Annotated in this window: 16 protein-coding genes and 1 tRNA gene; 4 read left to right on the forward strand and 13 right to left on the reverse strand. The window is 49.4% G+C overall.

Features of this window, described 5'->3' with window-relative positions:
* Positions 1-78 precede the first annotated feature (78 nt).
* Positions 79-687 (forward strand): ribonuclease HII, encoded by a 609-nt coding sequence (locus tag DW896_RS08090; protein WP_119993108.1) that lies wholly within the window; start codon positions 79-81, stop codon positions 685-687.
* A gap of 6 nt (positions 688-693) precedes the next feature.
* Here the strand turns inward: DW896_RS08090 and DW896_RS08095 are convergent, their stop codons facing one another.
* Entirely contained in the window at positions 694-1,620 is a 927-nt protein-coding gene (locus DW896_RS08095; protein ID WP_005834540.1) for a magnesium transporter CorA family protein, read from the reverse strand.
* Between the two features lie 266 nt (positions 1,621-1,886).
* Between DW896_RS08095 and gpmI the strand changes: the two genes are divergently transcribed.
* Both gpmI and DW896_RS08105 read left to right on the forward strand, forming a co-directional pair.
* Positions 1,887-3,401: a 2,3-bisphosphoglycerate-independent phosphoglycerate mutase gene (gene gpmI, locus DW896_RS08100; RefSeq protein WP_005830427.1), complete on the forward strand. Its 1,515-nt coding sequence runs from the start codon at positions 1,887-1,889 to the stop codon at positions 3,399-3,401.
* 112 nt (positions 3,402-3,513) lie between these two features.
* Positions 3,514-4,095: a DUF3109 family protein gene (locus DW896_RS08105; protein WP_005830425.1), complete on the forward strand. Its 582-nt coding sequence runs from the start codon at positions 3,514-3,516 to the stop codon at positions 4,093-4,095.
* A gap of 131 nt (positions 4,096-4,226) precedes the next feature.
* Here DW896_RS08105 and gyrB read toward each other — a convergent pair whose 3' ends face one another.
* The 3 genes from gyrB to DW896_RS08120 form a co-directional block, all read right to left on the reverse strand.
* Positions 4,227-6,188, reverse strand: a complete 1,962-nt coding sequence (gene gyrB / locus DW896_RS08110) for a DNA topoisomerase (ATP-hydrolyzing) subunit B (protein ID WP_005830422.1) — start codon at positions 6,186-6,188, stop codon at positions 4,227-4,229.
* A gap of 205 nt (positions 6,189-6,393) precedes the next feature.
* On the reverse strand, positions 6,394-6,648 hold the full coding sequence (rpsT, locus tag DW896_RS08115; protein ID WP_016272441.1) for a 30S ribosomal protein S20: 255 nt from the start codon (positions 6,646-6,648) through the stop codon (positions 6,394-6,396).
* Between the two features lie 40 nt (positions 6,649-6,688).
* A tRNA-Glu gene (locus DW896_RS08120) sits at positions 6,689-6,760 on the reverse strand.
* Between the two features lie 287 nt (positions 6,761-7,047).
* On the opposite strand from DW896_RS08120, the gene recO reads away from it, so the two are divergent.
* On the forward strand, positions 7,048-7,776 hold the full coding sequence (recO, locus tag DW896_RS08125) for a DNA repair protein RecO (protein WP_005834546.1): 729 nt from the start codon (positions 7,048-7,050) through the stop codon (positions 7,774-7,776).
* 337 nt (positions 7,777-8,113) lie between these two features.
* Here the strand turns inward: recO and DW896_RS08130 are convergent, their stop codons facing one another.
* The 9 genes from DW896_RS08130 to mraY form a co-directional block, all read right to left on the reverse strand.
* The gene (locus tag DW896_RS08130) at positions 8,114-8,563 is read right to left on the reverse strand and encodes a GatB/YqeY domain-containing protein (protein ID WP_005830410.1); all 450 of its coding nucleotides are present in this window, start codon (positions 8,561-8,563) and stop codon (positions 8,114-8,116) included.
* 69 nt (positions 8,564-8,632) lie between these two features.
* Complete coding sequence (gene ftsZ, locus DW896_RS08135) at positions 8,633-9,946, reverse strand: cell division protein FtsZ (protein ID WP_005830408.1); 1,314 nt, start codon at positions 9,944-9,946, stop codon at positions 8,633-8,635.
* Between the two features lie 33 nt (positions 9,947-9,979).
* Positions 9,980-11,413, reverse strand: coding sequence for a cell division protein FtsA (ftsA, locus tag DW896_RS08140; RefSeq protein WP_008662688.1), 1,434 nt, complete (start codon positions 11,411-11,413; stop codon positions 9,980-9,982).
* A gap of 83 nt (positions 11,414-11,496) precedes the next feature.
* The gene (locus DW896_RS08145) at positions 11,497-12,234 is read right to left on the reverse strand and encodes a cell division protein FtsQ/DivIB (protein ID WP_005830403.1); all 738 of its coding nucleotides are present in this window, start codon (positions 12,232-12,234) and stop codon (positions 11,497-11,499) included.
* Positions 12,227-13,672, reverse strand: coding sequence for a UDP-N-acetylmuramate--L-alanine ligase (gene murC / locus DW896_RS08150; protein ID WP_050756852.1), 1,446 nt, complete (start codon positions 13,670-13,672; stop codon positions 12,227-12,229). The genes DW896_RS08145 and murC overlap by 8 nt, the downstream gene beginning before the upstream one ends.
* Positions 13,673-13,741: 69 nt before the next feature.
* Entirely contained in the window at positions 13,742-14,965 is a 1,224-nt protein-coding gene (gene murG / locus DW896_RS08155) for an undecaprenyldiphospho-muramoylpentapeptide beta-N-acetylglucosaminyltransferase (RefSeq protein ID WP_008662690.1), read from the reverse strand.
* A 99-nt stretch (positions 14,966-15,064) separates the two neighbouring features.
* Positions 15,065-16,381: an FtsW/RodA/SpoVE family cell cycle protein gene (locus DW896_RS08160; protein WP_005834555.1), complete on the reverse strand. Its 1,317-nt coding sequence runs from the start codon at positions 16,379-16,381 to the stop codon at positions 15,065-15,067.
* 91 nt (positions 16,382-16,472) lie between these two features.
* Positions 16,473-17,807, reverse strand: a complete 1,335-nt coding sequence (gene murD, locus DW896_RS08165) for a UDP-N-acetylmuramoyl-L-alanine--D-glutamate ligase (RefSeq protein ID WP_009037698.1) — start codon at positions 17,805-17,807, stop codon at positions 16,473-16,475.
* Positions 17,808-17,912: 105 nt separating this feature from the next.
* A complete protein-coding gene (gene mraY, locus DW896_RS08170) occupies positions 17,913-19,181 on the reverse strand; it encodes a phospho-N-acetylmuramoyl-pentapeptide-transferase (protein WP_005830392.1) in 1,269 nt (422 codons plus the stop codon).
* Positions 19,182-19,295: the final 114 nt, after the last annotated feature.

Raw genomic sequence — 19,295 nt, forward strand, 5'->3', positions numbered from 1 at the left:
AAATTTAATTAATTCTTCTTAGAAGTCCGGTTTCCCTCCAAAAAGATTTATCTTTGTGCCTCAAAGATAGCGATATATATGTTATTACCTTATTTGAATAAAGATTTGATAGAGGCAGGATGCGATGAGGCCGGTCGCGGCTGTCTGGCCGGTGCGGTCTATGCCGCTGCTGTTATTCTGCCAACGGACTTTAAGAATGAACTTTTGAACGACTCCAAGCAGCTGACGGAAAAGCAACGCTATACCTTGCGTGAAGTGATTGAAAAAGAGGCTCTGGCATGGGCGGTGGGCGTCGTCTCTCCCGAAGAAATTGACAAAATCAATATTCTCAATGCCTCCTTTCTTGCCATGCACCGTGCTGTTGACCAACTGAATGTCCGTCCGCAACATCTGCTGATAGACGGCAACCGCTTTAAAAAATATCGGGACTTGCCGCATACTACCGTAGTCAAAGGAGACGGGAAGTACCTTTCCATCGCTGCCGCCTCCATCTTGGCAAAGACCTATCGTGATGACTACATGAACCGCCTTCACGAGGAATATCCGTATTATGACTGGAATCATAACAAGGGGTATCCCACCAGAAAACATCGTGCCGCCATTGCCGAGCGGGGCACTACACCCTATCATCGCTTGACGTTCAATCTTTTGGGGGATGGGCAGTTGTCGCTGAACTTCGGACAATGATGCTGTTTAGAACCACTTAATCCTTCTGAACCATACGAATGTCACTGCTGATAATATTGCCGACAAAAGTATGATGAAAATAAACGCGTGCGGAAAACTCTCCAGGTGGATGTCCACATTCATGCCGTAGAAACTGGCTATCAACGTGGGAATCATCAGTGTAATGCTGAGGCTTGTCATACGTTTCATGATGGCATTCACATTGTTGGAGATGATGGAGGCGAAGGCGTCCATGGTTCCCGTCAGAATATCACTGTAGATGTTCACGGTATTGTATGCCTGCTTCAACTCGATGACCACGTCTTCCAATAATTCCAAATCCAGATAATTGGTGTCCTGAAAGATGTTTTTCAGCCGTCCTATCATCACTTCATTGCCACGGATGGAAGTGTTGAAGTAGACCAGCGTCTTCTGCAGCTTCATCAGTTGCAGGAGGTCTTCGTTGCGGATGCTTTTCTCCAGCTCTTTTTCGGCGGTGGCCACGTCGTTGTTTATCTGTTTCAGATACTTCAGGAACCAGACGGCGGAAGAGTAGATGATTCGCAGAATCAAATCCAGTTTATTGTTGACGACTATGTTCTTCCGGCGTGTGTGCTGGATGAAGTCCGGTATCAGCTCCGTGTGGTGATAGCAGACAGAAACGATGATTCCGTCATTGGTGATAATGCCGATGGGCACGGTGATGAACGGCACGCCGCGTTGGTTGCTCTGCATCGGGATGCGGAGGATGGTCAGCAGCCAGTTGTCTTCTGTTTCCGTACGCGGGCGCTCGTCCACGTCGGCTATGTCTTCCAAGAATGATTCGGGAACTTTCAGCTCTTCGGTAAGGAATTTGAAATCATCGTTGTCCGGGCATTCTACGTTGACCCAGCAGTTGGGTTGCCATTCGGCCTTTTCAGTGAAGCCGTTTTCACTGTAGAGATACTTTCTCATTGTTTGCCTCCTTTCAGCTTGGAACAGAGGCATTGCAGTCAACGTCTCCGTTCGTTTTATTGGTGAATACTATTGCACGTTCGTGGGTTTGAATCGTCCATATTTCTTGTTTTTTATTTTTTAAGCGTGGCAAAAGTACATAAATCATTTGAAACAGTACGCTTTAACAGCTGTTTTTTGTACCTTTGCAGCGCAAAAACAGGTTCCTACTATAAAGAACGTTTGTATCATACAAAAAGATTATACAATTAAATTCGATTAATATTATGAGTAAGAAAGCCCTTTTAATGATTCTTGATGGCTGGGGCATCGGCGATCAAGGTAAAGATGATGTGATTTTCAATACACCTACTCCGTATTGGGACAGTCTGTTGGCAGCTTATCCGCATTCCGAGCTTCAGGCAAGCGGTGAAAACGTTGGTTTGCCCGACGGACAGATGGGTAACTCTGAAGTAGGTCACCTCAATATCGGTGCCGGACGCATCGTTTACCAGGATTTGGTGAAGATTAACCGTGCTTGTGCCGATGGCAGCATCCTGAAGAACAAGGAAATTGTTTCTGCTTTCTCATATGCAAAGGAAAACGGCAAGAATATCCACTTTATGGGACTGACCAGCAACGGTGGCGTGCACAGCTCTTTTGACCATTTGTTCAAACTCTGCGATATTTCCAAGGAATACGGCATCGAGAATACCTTCATCCACTGCTTTATGGACGGTCGTGATACCGACCCGAAGAGCGGTAAAGGCTTCATTGAGCAGCTGACTGCCCATTGTGAGAAGTCTGCCGGCAAGATTGCTTCCATCGTGGGACGTTTCTATGCCATGGACCGTGACAAACGTTGGGAGCGTGTGAAGGTTGCTTACGACTTATTGGTAAACGGTGAAGGAAAGGTCGCTACGGATATGGTCCAGGCTATGCAGGAGTCCTACGACGAAGGCGTTACGGATGAATTCATCAAGCCGATTGTGAACGGTGGCTTCGACGGTACCATCAAGGAAGGTGATGTTGTAATCTTCTTCAACTACCGTAACGACCGTGCCAAGGAATTGACCGTTGTCCTCACCCAGCAAGATATGCCCGAACAAGGCATGCAAACCATTCCGGGCCTGCAGTTCTACTGCATGACTCCGTATGACGCCAGCTTCAAGGGTGTACATATCCTTTTTGATAAGGAGAATGTACAGAACACATTGGGCGAATATCTTGCTGCCAATGGCAAGACCCAGCTGCACATTGCCGAAACAGAGAAGTATGCACACGTGACTTTCTTCTTCAACGGTGGCCGCGAGACTCCCTACGATGCTGAAGAGCGCATCCTGGTTCCTTCTCCGAAGGTTGCCACTTACGACTTGAAGCCTGAAATGAGTGCGTACGAGGTGAAGGACAAGTTGGTTGAAGCTATCAAGACCCAGAAGTTCGATTTCATCGTGGTGAACTACGCCAATGGTGATATGGTGGGACATACCGGTATCTACGAAGCTATCGAGAAGGCAGTGAAAGCCATCGACGAATGTGTGAAAGACACCGTTGAGGCTGCCAAGGCAAACGATTATGAAGTAATCATCATCGCCGACCACGGTAATGCCGACCATGCTCTGAATGAGGATGGTACTCCGAATACTGCCCACTCTCTGAACCCCGTTCCTTTCGTTTACGTTACTGCAAACAAGGACGCCAAGGTTGAGAACGGTGTATTGGCTGACGTAGCTCCTTCTATCCTGCATATCTTGGGTATGGAGCAGCCGGCCGAAATGACTGGTAAGGATTTGATTAAGTAAGGCGTCAAAGCCGTAACAATATTTAGACGCGGATTATACGGATTCCACGGATGCTCTTAAAGTTGAGTCTGTGCAATCCGGATAATCCGCGTCTTTTTTCAATAGAACGATTATGATACAGATTGGTGATGTTGTGGTTTCTTTCGATGTCTTGCGCGAGAAGTTCTTGTGTGACTTGGGTGCCTGCCAGGGGATTTGTTGCATTGAGGGCGATGCCGGTGCTCCCGTAGAGCTGGACGAGGTGGAGAAACTGGAAGAGGTGCTTCCGCTGATTTGGGACGAGCTTTCTCCCGAAGCTCGCACCGTGATAGAGGAGCAAGGTGTGGTCTATACCGATTGTGAAGGTGACCTGGTGACTTCTATTGTGAACAACAAGGATTGCGTCTTTACCTGCTATGATGATAAAGGCTGTTGTTATTGCGCCATCGAAAAGGCTTACCGTGAGGGTAGGACCAACTTCTACAAACCCATATCCTGTCATCTCTATCCGATAAGGGTGGGGAACTACGGACTCTATAAGGCAGTGAACTATCATCGTTGGGATGTCTGCAAAGCCGCTATACTGTTGGGGCAAAAGGAAAATCTGCCCGTGTACAAGTTTCTGAAAGAGCCGCTTATCCGTAAGTTTGGTGAGGACTGGTATGCAGAGCTGGAATTGGTAGTGGAAGAGATGAAAAAACAAGGAATCCTATAGTTCTTCTGTGCGGAGACGGGCCTCTTCTTTGGAGGAGAAGAGGGATAAAGGAAAAGCCCCGGTCAGCAGGATTATCCTGCCCGTCCGGGGCTTCCTCGTTGTAAGATGTGAGGTTGGTTATTTATTATTTATTAAGCGTCAATATTTGCATACGTTGCATTCTTTTCGATGAAATCGCGGCGCGGGCCCACGTCTTCACCCATCAGCATGGAGAAGATATAGTCGGCTTCGGCTGCATTTTCAAGATGCACCTGCTTCAGCATGCGGTTTTCCGGATTCATGGTGGTTTCCCACAACTGTTCCGGGTTCATTTCACCCAAACCTTTGTAGCGTTGGGTGTGTACTGCGTTTTCCGAACCGCCGCCGTAAGTGTCGATGAACTTCTGGCGCTGCTGGTCTGTCCAGCAATACTCTTTCGCCTTGCCTTTGGTGCAAAGGTAAAGGGGAGGAGTGGCGATGTACAAGCAACCCTGCTGGATAACTTGCGGGAAGTAGCGGAAGAAAAGCGTCATAATCAGCGTGTCAATGTGAGAACCATCGACGTCGGCATCGGTCATGATGATAATCTTCTTGTAGCGCAGCTTGTCAATGTTCGCTTCTTTGCTGTCTTCACCGTCCACGCCGAAACGGATGCCCAGCGCCTGGATGATATTGTTTACTTCGTCGCTCTCGAATGCCTTGTGCCACATGGCCTTTTCCACATTCAGAATCTTACCGCGAAGCGGCAGGATAGCTTGGAACGCACGGTTACGGCCTTGCTTTGCTGAACCGCCTGCCGAGTCACCCTCGACGAGGAACAATTCGCATTCTTCCGGGTCCTTGCTGGAGCAGTCGGCCAACTTACCGGGCATGCCACCGCCGGACATCGGCGATTTGCGTTGTACGGATTCGCGTGCCTTACGTGCGGCGATACGTGCCTGGGCGGCAAGAATCACCTTGTCTACAATCAGCTTGGCTTCCTTCGGGTGTTCCTCCAAGTAGTAGGTGAGGGCTTCGCCCACAGCCTGGTCTACGGCACCCATCACTTCGTTGTTACCCAGCTTTGTCTTGGTCTGTCCTTCGAACTGAGGCTCTGCCACCTTGATGGAGATAACGGCAGTTAATCCTTCGCGGAAGTCGTCGCCTGCAATCTCTACCTTGGCTTTCTCCAGCATCTTGTTGTCTTCGGCGTATTTTTTCAATGTACGGGTCAGTGCACGGCGGAAACCTGCCAAGTGGGTACCCCCTTCAATGGTATTGATGTTGTTTACGTAAGAGTGTACATTTTCGTTATAAGAAGTGTTGTACATGATGGCTACTTCCACCGGTGTGCCTTGCTTCTCGGTGTTGATGTAGATTACATCGTTCATGAAGTGTTCGCGTGAGGAGTCCACGTAGCGCACAAATTCCTTCAGGCCTTCTTCCGAGTAGAAGATTTCCTTCTTGGCATTTCCCTCTTCGTCCTTTACGCGAAGGTCGGTCAGTGAAATCTTGATGCCTGCGTTCAGGTAAGCCAACTCGCGCATGCGGGTGGCAAGAATATCATAGTTGTAGACTGTTTCCGTAAAGATGGTATCGTCCGGCCAGAACTGCTGGCGTGTACCGGTAATGTCTGTTGTGCCCACTTCCTTGACGGAGTAGAGCGGATGTCCGCAGGAATATTCCTGCTGATAGATTTTTCCGTTACGGAAAACCTGGGTAGTCATGTGTGTAGACAAGGCGTTTACGCAAGATACACCTACACCATGCAGACCTCCCGATACCTTGTAGGAACCTTTGTCGAACTTACCTCCGGCATGCAGTACGGTCATTACAACTTCCAGTGCGGATTTCTTTTCCTTTTCGTGATAGTCTACCGGGATACCACGTCCGTTGTCTTGTACGGTGATGGAGTTGTCCTCGTTAATGGTGACTTCGATGTGGTCGCAATAGCCGGCAAGTGCCTCGTCGATGGAGTTGTCCACAACCTCGTACACCAGGTGGTGAAGCCCTTTGCTGCTAATGTCGCCAATATACATCGCGGGACGCTTTCTCACTGCTTCCAAACCTTCCAGTACCTGGATGTTTTCGGCAGAATAGCTCCCGTTATTGGAGTGAATCTGTTCTTCAGTCATAATCTTTTTTCCTTATTGTAATAACAGAGCAAATATAGTGAAAATCCTCGGGATATGGTGCTAAACAAACGGATAAATTCGGGTAGTTTACAGCTTTTTAGCACAGAAAAGAAACTTGTGTGGAAGCAGGTAAATAGAGAGGTATAAATGAGAAAGGCCGGACTAAAAAGTCCAGCCTTGTAATATCTTTTGTGTAACAGTCAACTTAAACCAGCTTGTTGATATAGATAGCCAATTTTGACTTCAGGTTGTTAGCCTTGTTCTTGTGGATTACATTAGTCTTAGCCAATTTATCCAACAGTTTTGTGATACCCGGATACATTGCTGTTGCTGCAGCTTTGTCTGTAGTAGCACGAAGCTTACGAACAGCGTTTCTCATGGTCTTGCCATAATATCTGTTGTGAAGTCTTCTTGTTTCTTCTTGTCTGATTCTCTTCAGTGATGATTTATGATTTGCCATCTCGACTAATCTTTTTTAATTCGTTTATTTTTTTATTTTGTAGCCCGTGGGGGAATCGAACCCCCCTTTCAAGAATGAAAATCTTGCGTCCTAACCGATAGACGAACGGGCCATCCTTTGATGAGCGTTTCCGCTCTTGCAAAGAGCCTTTATTTCTCGTTTGCGGATGCAAAGGTAGAAACTATTTTTGAATTACCAAAACATTCGCAAGAAAAAAATATAGCTTTTTGTTGCTTTTTGTCATAGGTTAGCGTCTTGTTTGTTGAAAATCAGTGTAATACGTGCTTTTGCTTTTTGCACTCCTTACCTTGTTTTTTTATTCTTCTCCTTTTGTTTCTCTTCTTTCGGGCTTTTTTTGTAGCTTTGTTATCAGATTGAAACCAGATAAAGAAATCGGGAATGTTACAGAAAACACTGGGAATTGTGCTGCATACCTTGAAATATAAGGATACATCTCTCATTGCAGACATCTATACGGAGGTGGCTGGCAGGGCTTCCTTCATGGTGTCCATACCCCGTTCGCGCAAGGCGGCGGTGAAGCCGGTACTCTTCCAGCCGCTGGCATTGGTGGAACTTGAAGCCGATTTCCGTCCTAATGCCACTATATATAAGGTGAAGGAGGCGAAGTCTCTTTATCCTTTCGCCACGCTTCCCTACGATCCCTACAAATCTGCCATCGCTTTGTTTCTTTCGGAATTCCTTTATCGCGCCGTCCGGGAGGAGGCGGAGAACCGTCCGCTGTTTGCTTATCTGTATCATTCCGTCATCTGGCTGGATGAATGCAGGGAGGGGTTTGCCAATTTCCATCTGGTCTTCCTGATGCGCCTTTCCCGTTTTCTCGGTTTGTATCCCAACCTGGAGGATTATCATGCCGGAGATTACTTCGATTTGCAGAATGCTTGTTTCACTCCCTTGCGTCCGCAGCTCCACTCCAATTACATCGCTCCCGAGGAGGCGGCCCGCCTGACACAGCTGATGCGCATGAATTATGAAACGATGCATCTTTTCACCATGAACCGGTTGGAGCGTACCCGCTGCCTGAACATTATGAATGAATATTATCGTCTGCATCTGCCGGATTTCCCGGTATTGAAATCACTTGAGGTATTGAAGGAGCTTTTTGATTGATTATCGTCGATGTAACGGCCCAATAAGTGTGCGCTGCCTTTATTATAGGAGTAGGGAGTTTTACTTACTGCTGTAAGGGTCGTTACGATAAGCTGTAACGGTCGTTACAATATAGGGTAACGACCGTTTCAATATAGGGTAACCGTCGTTACATCATTAGGTAACGGCTTTTACATCTTATGGTAAACGGTCGGTAAATATAATGCGTTGATAGATAGTGTATAATCTCTTGTGGGGGAGGATATGGATTGGTATGTAAAAAGCCGTGTTCAACAGACTTTGGACGCTGAGTCCCTCTGTTGAAGCACGGCTTATATGATAGGGGAAGTGTATTTCTTTATCCCAGCAACTCTTTTACTTTGGCTGAGATGGCGCGGCCTTCGGCAAGTCCGGCAAGTTTCTTGCTGGCTACACCCATCACCTTGCCCATGTCCTTGCCGCTGGTGGCGCCGACTTCGGCTATGATTTCCTTCAAGGCTGCCTCCAGTTCTTCGGCGCTCATCTGCTTGGGCAGATAGGTTTCAAGCACCTTTACTTGTGCCAGCTCATCGTCTGCCAAGTCCTGGCGACCTTGCTGTACATAGATTTCAGCGGCGTCTTTGCCTTGCTTGGTCAGTTTTTGGATAATCTTCAAAGCATCTGCATCGCTCAGGGTATCGTTGGCTCCGGGAGCGGTTTTGGCTTCAAGGAATACTTTCTTTACGTTTCTCAATGTTTCGAGAGCCACTTTGTCTTTGGCTTTCATGGCTGTTTTAATGTCTTCGCTGACTTTTTCAAATAAATCCATATTGTTATAGGTTTACTCCTGTTCCCCCGAAGGGGAGGAGGATGGTTTTACATATCGGGAACGGAAAAATCAGAAGGTGATGACTCCCCCTGCACCGCCTTCTGCCTCTTGCGCGGCTTCGGTGGCGAGCTGCCCTTCCTGCTCTGCCTTCATCTTGATGCTGTTCAGCGTGCTTTTGTCACGCAGATAGGTCGGAGAATTCTCTACCATGCTGATGATGTCGGCGTTGTCCATGTCTTCGGGATTGAAGAGATAGATATGGCGACGGCGGCTGCGCTGGGAACGGGCATTGGCATCCTTGCCATAGTACACTTCGCGGCGGTTGCGTCTCTGTTCCTCTTCCTCCTCCAGCTCGGCAAGGCGTTGCTGTTCTTCGGCGGTGCGCTGGGTGATGCGGTCGTCCATCTCCTTCATGTGGATGTCCTGGATACCGAAACCGGTGGCAAGCAGGGTGATTTTCACTTTCTGTTCCAGCTTGTCGTCAATGGCCATACCGAATTTGGTTTCGAAGTCGCGGCTGAAACGGTTCATGAACTCCTTCACCTCGTCCATCTCGCTCATCATCAGCTTGTATTGTGCACTGTAAGAGATGTTGAGGAGTACTTTCTTGGAGTTGAAGATGTCGTTGTTGTTCAGCAACGGCGAGTGCTGCGCGTTCTTGATGGCTTCGCTGACACGGTTGTCACCTTCGCCGTAGCCGGTACTCATGATGGCTACGCCGCCGTCCTTCAGCACTGTTTTCACGTCGTTGAAGTCGAGGTTCACCTTTCCATGCAGGGTGATGATTTCGGCAATACTCTTGGCGGCTACCGAAAGGGTGTCGTCGGCCTTGTCAAACGCGTCGTCTACGGATAGCTCGCTGTATATCTCGCTCAGCTTTTCATTGTTGATGACCAGCAGGGCATCTACGTGCTTGCTGATTTCCTCTACGCCATCCAGTGCCTGGTCTATCTTCTTGTCGCCCTCCCAGCGGAAAGGGATGGTGACGATGCCGATGGTCAGGATGTCCATTTCCTTGGCGGTTTGTGCAATGATGGGTGCGGCACCCGTACCGGTACCACCGCCCATTCCGGCAGTGATGAATACCATCTTGGTGCCGTCGTTCAGCATATTCTTGATGTCTTCGATGCTCTCTTCTGCTGCCTTGCGGGCACGGGCAGGGCGGTTTCCGGCTCCCAGGCCTTCTTTTCCAAGCTGTAACTTCACGGGCACGGGAGAGTCCTTCAACGCTTGGTTGTCTGTGTTGCACAGTACGAACGTCACGTCGTGTATACCTTCCCGGTACATATGGTTCACGGCATTGCCGCCACCTCCGCCTACACCGATTACTTTAATGATTTTCGGTGAATCGGTCGGGAAATCGAATTGTACTATATCTTCCATAATAACTTAATTTTCTGGCACATTATCACATTATTACTTCATATCGTCGTCCGAGAAGATTTCGTTGGAAAGCTTGTTGAAAGTCTTTTCGAACCAGCTGGGGCCTTCTTTCTTTTTCTTCTTCTTTTCTTCCTTTTCGCGCAGCTCCCTTTCTTTGCGCTCACGCTCCTTGCGTTCTTTCTCTTCCTTCTCGCGCTGTGCCTTGGCGGCGCGTGCGGCGGCTTCCTGCTCTTTCAGCGCTTCGTCGTCAACGAATATGTCGACCGGTTTGGGAGGAACATTGGAGGCAGGCTGCTGCACCGGCTTCACCTCTTGCAGGCAGCAATTCTCATTGCCGGCAGCCAGCAGGCCCAGCAGTGTGTTGTGCATGCCGTCCTTCTTGGGCTCGTCGCTGCGTGTGTGGACGGTGGTCTGTACGAACTTGGCGGTCTTTACCTTTTCAATCTTGCTCACTCTATGGAAGGCTTTCTCAAGATTCTTCAGATTGGCTCCTCCACCGGTGAATACAACACCGGAGAAAAGTTTGTCCTCGTAGCCGGAAAGTTGCAACTGGTTCCATACGTTGGCAAGAATTTCTTCTGCACGTGCTCCGATAATATTGTTCAGCAGGGCCAGTTCAAAGGTACGGCCGTCTTCCGACGTGCATACGGCAGGGGTCTCGGCGTCTTCTTCCTCCTCGTAGAGGGCATCACCGTATTGCAGTTTCAGCTTCTCGGCATCTTCCTCTTCCATTTGCAGGGAAGTGATGTCGTGGGTAATGTTGTTTCCACCCAGCGGCAGTACGCTGAGGTAGCGCAGGATATTGTTCTTATAGACCAGCACGGTGGTGGTGTCGGCACCGAAGTCCACCAGTGCACAGCCCGAACGCATCTCGTTTTCGGTCAGCACGGCTTTGGCCAACGCAGTGGGAGCCACGAGCAGGTCGTCGGCAATTTCCACTTTGGCTTGCTCGAAACTGTGTTCGAGGTTCTTCTTCAGCGAGGCACGCGCCACGATGTTGAGGAACTGCCCGGTGATGTATCTTCCGGCAACTCCTACGGGCTCCACATGCAGCGTGTTGTCTATCTTGTATTCTTGCGGGGCTACATCCAGCACACTCATGTCTACCAAGGGTACATCACGGTTCTCGTCGCAAATCTCGTCTACCAGTTCTTGCGAAATGATGCTCTCTTCCTCCAGCGTACGGCTTACCGCATTCCTCACCGTGCGCAATGATTGTCCGCCGATGCCTACATATACTTTGGCGATGGAGTTGTTCAACTGGCCTTCCAGCTTGTTGATGATGGAAGTCAGCGCTTGTGCGGCCTTGTCAATGTTGTAGATGGCCCCTTTGTGTATAAACGGGGATGCATCTTCGCGTGCATAAGCCAACACCTGGATACTTCCGTCACTGCTCTTCTTTCCTGCGATACCGGAAATCTTGGAAGAACTCAACTCGATAGCGGCGATGAAATCTGTTGTTGCCATATCTATTTATTTACTATTTTACTATTTACAATTTACTATTTGCTGCGCTTTGATAAAGAAGGACTATTAGTAAATCCCTTTCTCTACTCTCTCTTTGTGCAGATGATTTGATTATCAAATTCAACGCTGATACGGGAGTATTTGTTCCAACCCACCTGGTTCAATCCTCTTTCGTAGAATGCCTTTACACGTTTCAGCTTCTTCTCGAATCCGGCAATCTTGCCTAAATAGATAAGATGGTCGCCGACACGGGGCACTAACTCGATGTTCTTGCCGGGCAATACGTGAATTTGCTCTATCTGTGCATTCCAAAAAGAATTCTTTTGCAAAAATACACCAAACTTATATAAATCCCTCATGGCAAACGACTTTTCTACATTTCCGGTTACAACGGCGAGGTGTGCAACGCACTTTGCATCGGGGGGCATCACGGTACCTTTGTTGTCCAGATAGTAGTTTTCGCCGTTGGCGCTCATCACGCGCAGGATGGGGGTGCGCTGGGTCACTTCGATGCAGAGCTTGCCGCTCGGGGTTTTGTAGCACTCCACCTGGTCGATGAGGGGATGCTTGGCAAGTTCGCGCTCCAAGGTCTTGGTACGCACGCGTTCCAGGTCTTTCCCAATGGGGCTGATGCCTTTCTTTTCCAGCAGGGTAGCTACTTCCTTCTTCGTGATGAAGCCGGCATATACCGTGTCTTTTATCACCAGTTCCACGTCTTGGCACACCTGCGAGGTGGGCTTGCGGTTGAAAGCTGTGACAGCCACTACCAGGTAAGCAATGACAAGCAACAGAACGATAGAAAGTAGAATCCTTTTAACCATGATATTTTTCTGATAATAGTTGGGTGATTTGGGGCGCATAGTTGTCCAGGTCTCCGGCTCCCAGCACTACCAATACTTCGGTGTGCTTTTGGGCGAGGAGGCTGAGGACGTCTTCTTTCCTACAGATGCATTTCTCGATGCCGGGGCGGAGGTTGTCATAAATCAGCTGACTCGTCACGCCGGGAATCGGTTGCTCGCGGGCAGGGTATATCTCTGTCAGAATCACCTCGTCGGATAGGGAAAGGCTGTCTGCAAAGTCACGGTAGAAGTCGCGAGTACGGGTGTACAAGTGAGGCTGGAAGATGACGGTTATCTTCTTGTCTTGGTACAGCTCGCGGACGGACTTCACGCTTTGGGCTATTTCTGCCGGGTGGTGGGCATAGTCGCTGAGAAATACAATCCGGTCGTTCTTCAGCTTGAAGTCGAAACGGCGGTCCACTCCGCGAAAGCTTGCCATGCCTTGCTTGATTTCTTCGTCGGTGGCACCGCTGAGATGGGCGAGTGCCATGGCGGCAACACCATTCTCGATGTTGATGCTGACGGGAACCCCCAACTGAATATCGTTGATGCGGGTGTCAGGCGCCACGAAGTCGATGAAGATTTCACCGTTTCCGATGCGGATATTCTCGGCATGGAAGTCGCCTTCGTTGCGCGAGTAGGTATAGGTGGTGACGCCCGGTTGTACGTCGGCTTGCATTTCCAGTCCTTTGTGCAGAATCAGGGCGCCGCCCGGCTGGATAAGCGTGGTGTAGTGGCGGAAGCTTTCGAGATAGGCTTCTTTGGTGCCGTATATATCCAGGTGGTCGGGGTCGGTGGCAGTAATGACACTCATCCAGGGCGATAGCCAGTGGAAGGAGCGGTCGAACTCATCTGCTTCGATAACGGTATAAGGGCTGGTGGCGGAAAGCAGCAGATTCGTACCGTAGTTCTTCGAAATACCTCCGAGGAAGGCGGTGCAGCCCACGTGTGACTGGTGCAGCAGGTGGGCAGCCATGGTGCTGGTGGTAGTCTTGCCATGCGTACCTGCCACGCACAGGCCTTTACTGCTGCGGGTGATGATGCCCAATACTTGGGAGCGCTTATGTATGTTGAAGCCGTTTTCACGGAAATAGGTCAGTTCTGCATGCCCTTGCGGCACGGCGGGGGTATAGACCACGAGCGTGCTTGCCTTGTCTTTGCACTCCTCCGGAATAAGGTTGATATCCTCTTCGTAGTGTATCTGTGCTCCTTCCGTAATCAGACGTTCTGTCAGTTCGCTCGACGTACGGTCGTAGCCCGCTACTGTCTTTCCTTTAGAGAGGAAATAACGTATCAGCGCACTCATGCCGATGCCGCCGGCACCGACGAAATAAACGGAGCGAATGGCTTCAAGCCTCACCCCCTGCCCCTCCCCCGTAGGGAGGGGAGATGAGTTACTATTGCTTATATTTTTATTCATATTCAAATTTTTTCTTCAAACTCTTCTTCCAAAAGTATGATATTATAAAAAGAACGATAGCAGTACTATCTATTCCCCCCTCCCTACGGGGGAGGGACAAGGGGAGAGGCTCTTCAATACCTCCTTCGCAATAATTGTCGCCGAGTCCGGCAACGCTAGCTTGGCGATATTCTTGCTCAAGTCTTGCAGCTTCTCGGGGTTAGCGATTGTCTCCAACGCCACCGGCAGCAGCTTCTCTTTCGCTTCCACATCCTTCACATAGATAGCTGCATCCTTATCCACCAGCGCCAGCGCATTCTTGGTCTGATGGTCTTCGGCCACATTGGGTGAGGGAACCAGGATGACCGGCTTGTGCAGCAGGCAGAACTCGGAGATGGAACCGGCTCCGGCACGTGAAATCACCAGATCGGCAGCGGCATAGGCGTTTGCCATATCCTTAATGAAGTCCGTCACATACAGATTCGGAATGGCACTGATATGCGGGTTACGTACGGCTTCTCCCGTAGTGGCTGTAATGGCTTCTCTGACTTGGTCAATGTATATCTTGCCAGTCTGCCAGATAAACTGTACGTCGGGGTGGGTACGAATGATATCCAGGCCGGCGGTCAGTGTCTGGTTGATGGTGCGGGCTCCCAGGCTGCCGCCCAGAATGAGGATAGTCTTCTTTTCCGGGTTCAATCCGAAGTACTTTACGGCGTCTGCGTGCAGGATAGAATGTCCGAGCAGGTTCTGGCGCACCGGATTACCTGTCATGATTATCTTTTCTGCCGGGAAGAATTTTTCCATACCTTCGTAGGCCACGCAAATCTTGCATGCCTTCTGTGCCAGCAGCTTGTTGGTGACACCGGCGTAGGAATTCTGTTCTTGTATCAGCGTGGGAATACCCATCATGCCCGCCATTTTCAGCGTAGGACCACTGGCATAGCCACCTACACCGACGGCTACTTGCGGGCGGAACTCCTTGATGATGCTCCGTGCTTTCCACTGGCTTCGTATCAGTTTCAGCAGTACGGAGAAGTTCTTCCACAGATGTTTACGGTCGAATCCGGCAACGGGTAAGCCTATAATCCGGTAACCGGCATCTGGAACACGCTGCATTTCCATTCTTCCTTCGGCACCTACGAAGAGAATCTCCGCGTCGGGACACAACTCTTTTATGGCGTTAGCGATGGAGATGGCCGGAAAGATATGTCCTCCGGTACCGCCGCCGCTGATGATAAGCCTCACCCCCTTCCCCGTAGGGAGAGGGGTAGAGTTACTTTTGGTTGTATAGTTGTTCGCCTCTTTACTCATATTCTTGTTCTTTTTTATTTTTGTATTATTGGCATGCTCTCCATTACTCAATTATTCTTTTCTCCCCTCCCTACGGGGGAGGGGTTGGGGGAGAGGCTGTTATTCAAACTCCGCATCACTGTTCAGTACCTTTGCTGTCGGCTCGGCGGCTGTCTGTGCTTCGCTATCGGCCGGTTGTTCCGGGTTCTCGGCATTTCCGGCATCTATCAGCATCGGCACTTGCGCATCATGCATCCGCTGTTCCTCCAGCTTGGCTGTATAGCGGCTGACACTCAGTATCATGCCGATGTAGGCACAGTTGATGAAAGTGGATGTACCACCCTTGCTGATGAGTGGAAGCGGTTGTCCCGTGACGGGTGCCAGACCTACGGCAACCATCATGTTGAACAGCGCCTGCGTGACGAGCAGCAAGGCTATTCCGGTAATGAGGAAAGCGGGGAAAGTGCGGTCGCATTTTTTGGCGATACGGCCCACTCGCACCAATAGGCAGACATAAAGGAACACAACGACTATTCCGCCTACCAGTCCCAGTTCCTCGATGATGATGGCATAGATGAAATCGGAGAATGCCTGGCTCAGAAAATCACGCTGTACGGAGTTTCCCGGGCCCTTGCCTACAACGTTGCTCGTAGCTACGGCAATACGGGCATGTGCCACTTGCCCGTCGCCGTCGATGTCGAATTTGGCGGCAGGAACTTCCTCCTTGTTGGTAAAGTCTGCAATACGGGATTTTACAGTGGTGAAGCGGTGCCCCATCGGTATATTTTCCAATGTCTTGTCTGGTGTGGCCAGCAGGAAGGCGACAAAGACTGTTACGAATGCCACAATTCCTCCTCCCAGTATCAGCAGTTTCCTGGCAGATACCCGCCCGATGAACATCATCAGGTAGACCGTTCCGAAGAGCAGCATTCCCGTCGAGTAGTTTTCTGGCAGGATAAGGCCACAGACAATGCAGGTAATAATCATGATGCGCTTAAAGGCTTTCGGACTTGCACCGTCTTCATCCTGCCCTTTCGAGAGGATAAAGGCGGTAACGATGACAACGGCCATCTTCGCTATTTCTGACGGCTGGAACTGAATGCCCATGAAGGTCATCCAGCGGGCTGCGCCGTTTACGCGGTCGCCGGTAATGAATCCCATCAGCATCACAAAAGCCAGCAGTCCGATGGATATCGGAAGCAGGAATACCGGGAACACCTGAAACCATTTATAGGGGATGTTGTGTACCAGTACTACAATGACGGCGCCTACCATCAGGAGGATGCTGTGCTGCGTAATCGGTCCCCAATGGTCGCCACTCTTGTAGGTCAGCGTACTGGCAGCACTGAATACCTCTGTGATGGAGATGAGGCAAAGGAAAAGGAAAATAATCCAAATCACTTTATCGCCTTTGAATATGCTCTTTAATAAATCCAATGCTTCGCAAATTAAAAATTAATAATTAAAGAATTAAAAGTTGCCGTTCTTGTTACGGGATGCGTAATAGGACTGTTGCGGCATCCGTATCTTATAGTGCTCTGACACATGCTTTGAACTGATCGCCGCGGTCCTCATAGCTCTTGAAGAGGTCGAAGGAGGCACAGCAAGGACTGAGCAACACGGTTTCACCTTTCTTTGCCAGCTTGAAGGCTGCTTCTACGGCATCCTGCATGCCGGTCTGCACGTCGGCTACGGGCAGTCCCAGACGGTCGAAGAAGGCGTGCAGCTTTTCGTTGTGCAATCCCAAATAGACCAGGGCAGAGCACTTTTCGCGTACGAGGTCTTCGATTTCCGTGTAATCGTTTCCTTTGTCTTTACCGCCGAGGATAAGTACGGTTTTGCCGGTCATGCTTTGTAGGGCATACCAGCAGGAATTTACGTTCGTAGCCTTGGAATCGTTGATGAAGCTCACGCCGCGTACGGTGGCTACTTTCTCCAACCGGTGTTCCACTCCCTTGAAGTCGGACAAGGCTTTGCGGATATATTCTTTCCGGATGCCGGCCAAATTGGCCGAGATGCCGGCGGCTAACGAATTGTATAGGTTGTGTGTGCCGTGCAGCGCCAGCTCCTCTTGCTCCATATTGAAGGCTATCGGTTCGTTGATTTCCACTTCACCGTCTTCCACGTATGCGATGGCCCCGTCTTCCTTCACGGCAGCGAACGGGTAGAGATGGGCGCGCAGGCCATGCTTGTCCAGCTCGCGCTTGATGATGGGGTCGTCGTTCCAGAAGATAAAAGCGTCTTCCGATGTCTGGTTTTGGGTGATGCGGAATTTGGCGTCCACATATTTCTGCATACAGTGGTCGTAACGGTCCAAGTGGTCTGGTGTGATGTTCATCAGTACGGCAATGTTGGCACGGAAGTTATACATATTGTCCAGCTGGAAGGAACTCAGCTCAATGACGTAGTAATCATGCTGCTCCGTGGCTACCTGCAAGGCCAGGCTGTTGCCGATGTTGCCGGCGAGGCCGACGTTCAGGCCTGCACTCTTGAAGATGTGATAAATGAGCGAGGTGGTTGTAGTCTTTCCGTTCGAGCCGGTGATACAGACCATCTTTGCGTTAGTGTACCGTCCCGCAAACTCTATCTCAGAGATGATGGGCGTACCTTTTTCCTTTAATTTCATAATGAGCGGAGCGTCGTTGGGAATACCGGGGCTTTTCACTACTTCGTCAGCATTCAGAATCAGCTCTTCTGTGTGGTGTCCCTCTTCCCAGGCAATGCCGTATTTATCCAGCAGTTCCTTGTATTTGTCTTTGATGGCGGACATGTCGGAGACGAACGTGTCGAATCCTTTCACTTTGGCCAGTACGGCAGCGCCTGCGCCGCTTTCGCCAGCTCCTAATACTACAATTCTACTCATACTTTTTTAATTAAGAATTAAGAATGATGAATGAAGAATCGCTATGCAGCGAGATGATGTACAGCTAAATTCTTCATTCTTCATTCTTAGTTCTTCATTTGTTTGTTATCTAATTTTTAATGTTATAATCGTTATCGCTGCCAATACAATCGTCACAATCCAGAAGCGGATGGTGATTTTGGATTCGTGGAACAGCTTGTCCGGTTTGGTGAATACTACGCTGCATCCCGGCTCTATCAGGCTCATGGAAGTGCGGAAGTGGTCGTGTATCGGTGTTCTTTTGAAGAGACGTTGTTTCACGCCTTTCCGCTTGCCTGCCTTGTAGTAGAGGCGTTGCAGGATGACCGAAAGGTTCTCCACCAGGAAGATACCGCAAAGGATGGGTATCAGCAGTTCCTTGTGAATAATGATGGCGTATACTGCGATGATTCCTCCAATGGTCAGACTGCCCGTATCGCCCATGAATACCTGGGCCGGATAGGCATTGTACCACAAGAAGCCGATAAGTGCACCGATGAAGGCACAGATAAAGATTACCAGTTCTTCCGAGCCGGGAATGTACATGATATTCAGGTAGCCGGCATATTCAATGTGGCTCGATACGTAGGCGAGTATTCCCAAGGTCAGTCCGATAATGGCAGAGTTCCCTGCCGCCATTCCGTCCATTCCGTCATTCAGGTTGGCTCCGTTGCTGACGGCGGTAACTACGAAAATCGTGATAATCACAAACAGTATCCAACCTGCTGTCTGGGCATGTTCACCCATGAAGCCCACTAGGTCGGCATAGTCGAAGTTGTTGCTCTTGAAGAATGGGATGGTGGTCTGTGTTGCCTTGATTTCCTTGGCGGCATGCACCACTTCTATCTGTCCGTCCGGTTTCTCTATTTCTATGTTCTCGCGGATAACCACCTGCGGACTGAGGTAGAGAGTCAGTCCGACGATAAGTCCCAAGCCTACCTGACCGATGATTTTGAACTTACCGTGCAGGCCTTCCTTGTCCTTCTTGAATATCTTGATGTAGTCGTCGGCAAAGCCCAGCGACCCCAGCCAGATTGTGGTAATCAGCATCAATATCATATAAATATTGCTCAATTTGCCCAGTAGTAGGCAAGGAATGAGTATGGCAAAAATAATGATGACACCGCCCATGCTGGGTACTCCCACCTTGTTTACGCCGAACGGGTCGATGCTGGCATCACGTTGCGTTTCAGTAATCTGCTTGCGTTTCAGTAGATTGATGAACTTATCTCCCCAGATACTCGAAATGAGCAATGCCAGAATGATTGCCATCAACGAACGGAAGGATGTATAGCCAAACATGCCCGCACCGGGGAAGTCATATTTGTCTAACCATTGAAATAAATAGTATAACATGATGTTAATTATTTAATTGTTTAATGTGCTAATGTGCCAATATGCTAATTGATAGTCTGGTATATCTGCTGGTAAAGGAATGAATATCCTACATGACGCATGGCAATTAGCACA

The organism is Bacteroides sp. AM41-16, assembly GCF_003603495.1.
Classification (GTDB): Bacteria; Bacteroidota; Bacteroidia; order Bacteroidales; family Bacteroidaceae; genus Bacteroides; species Bacteroides uniformis.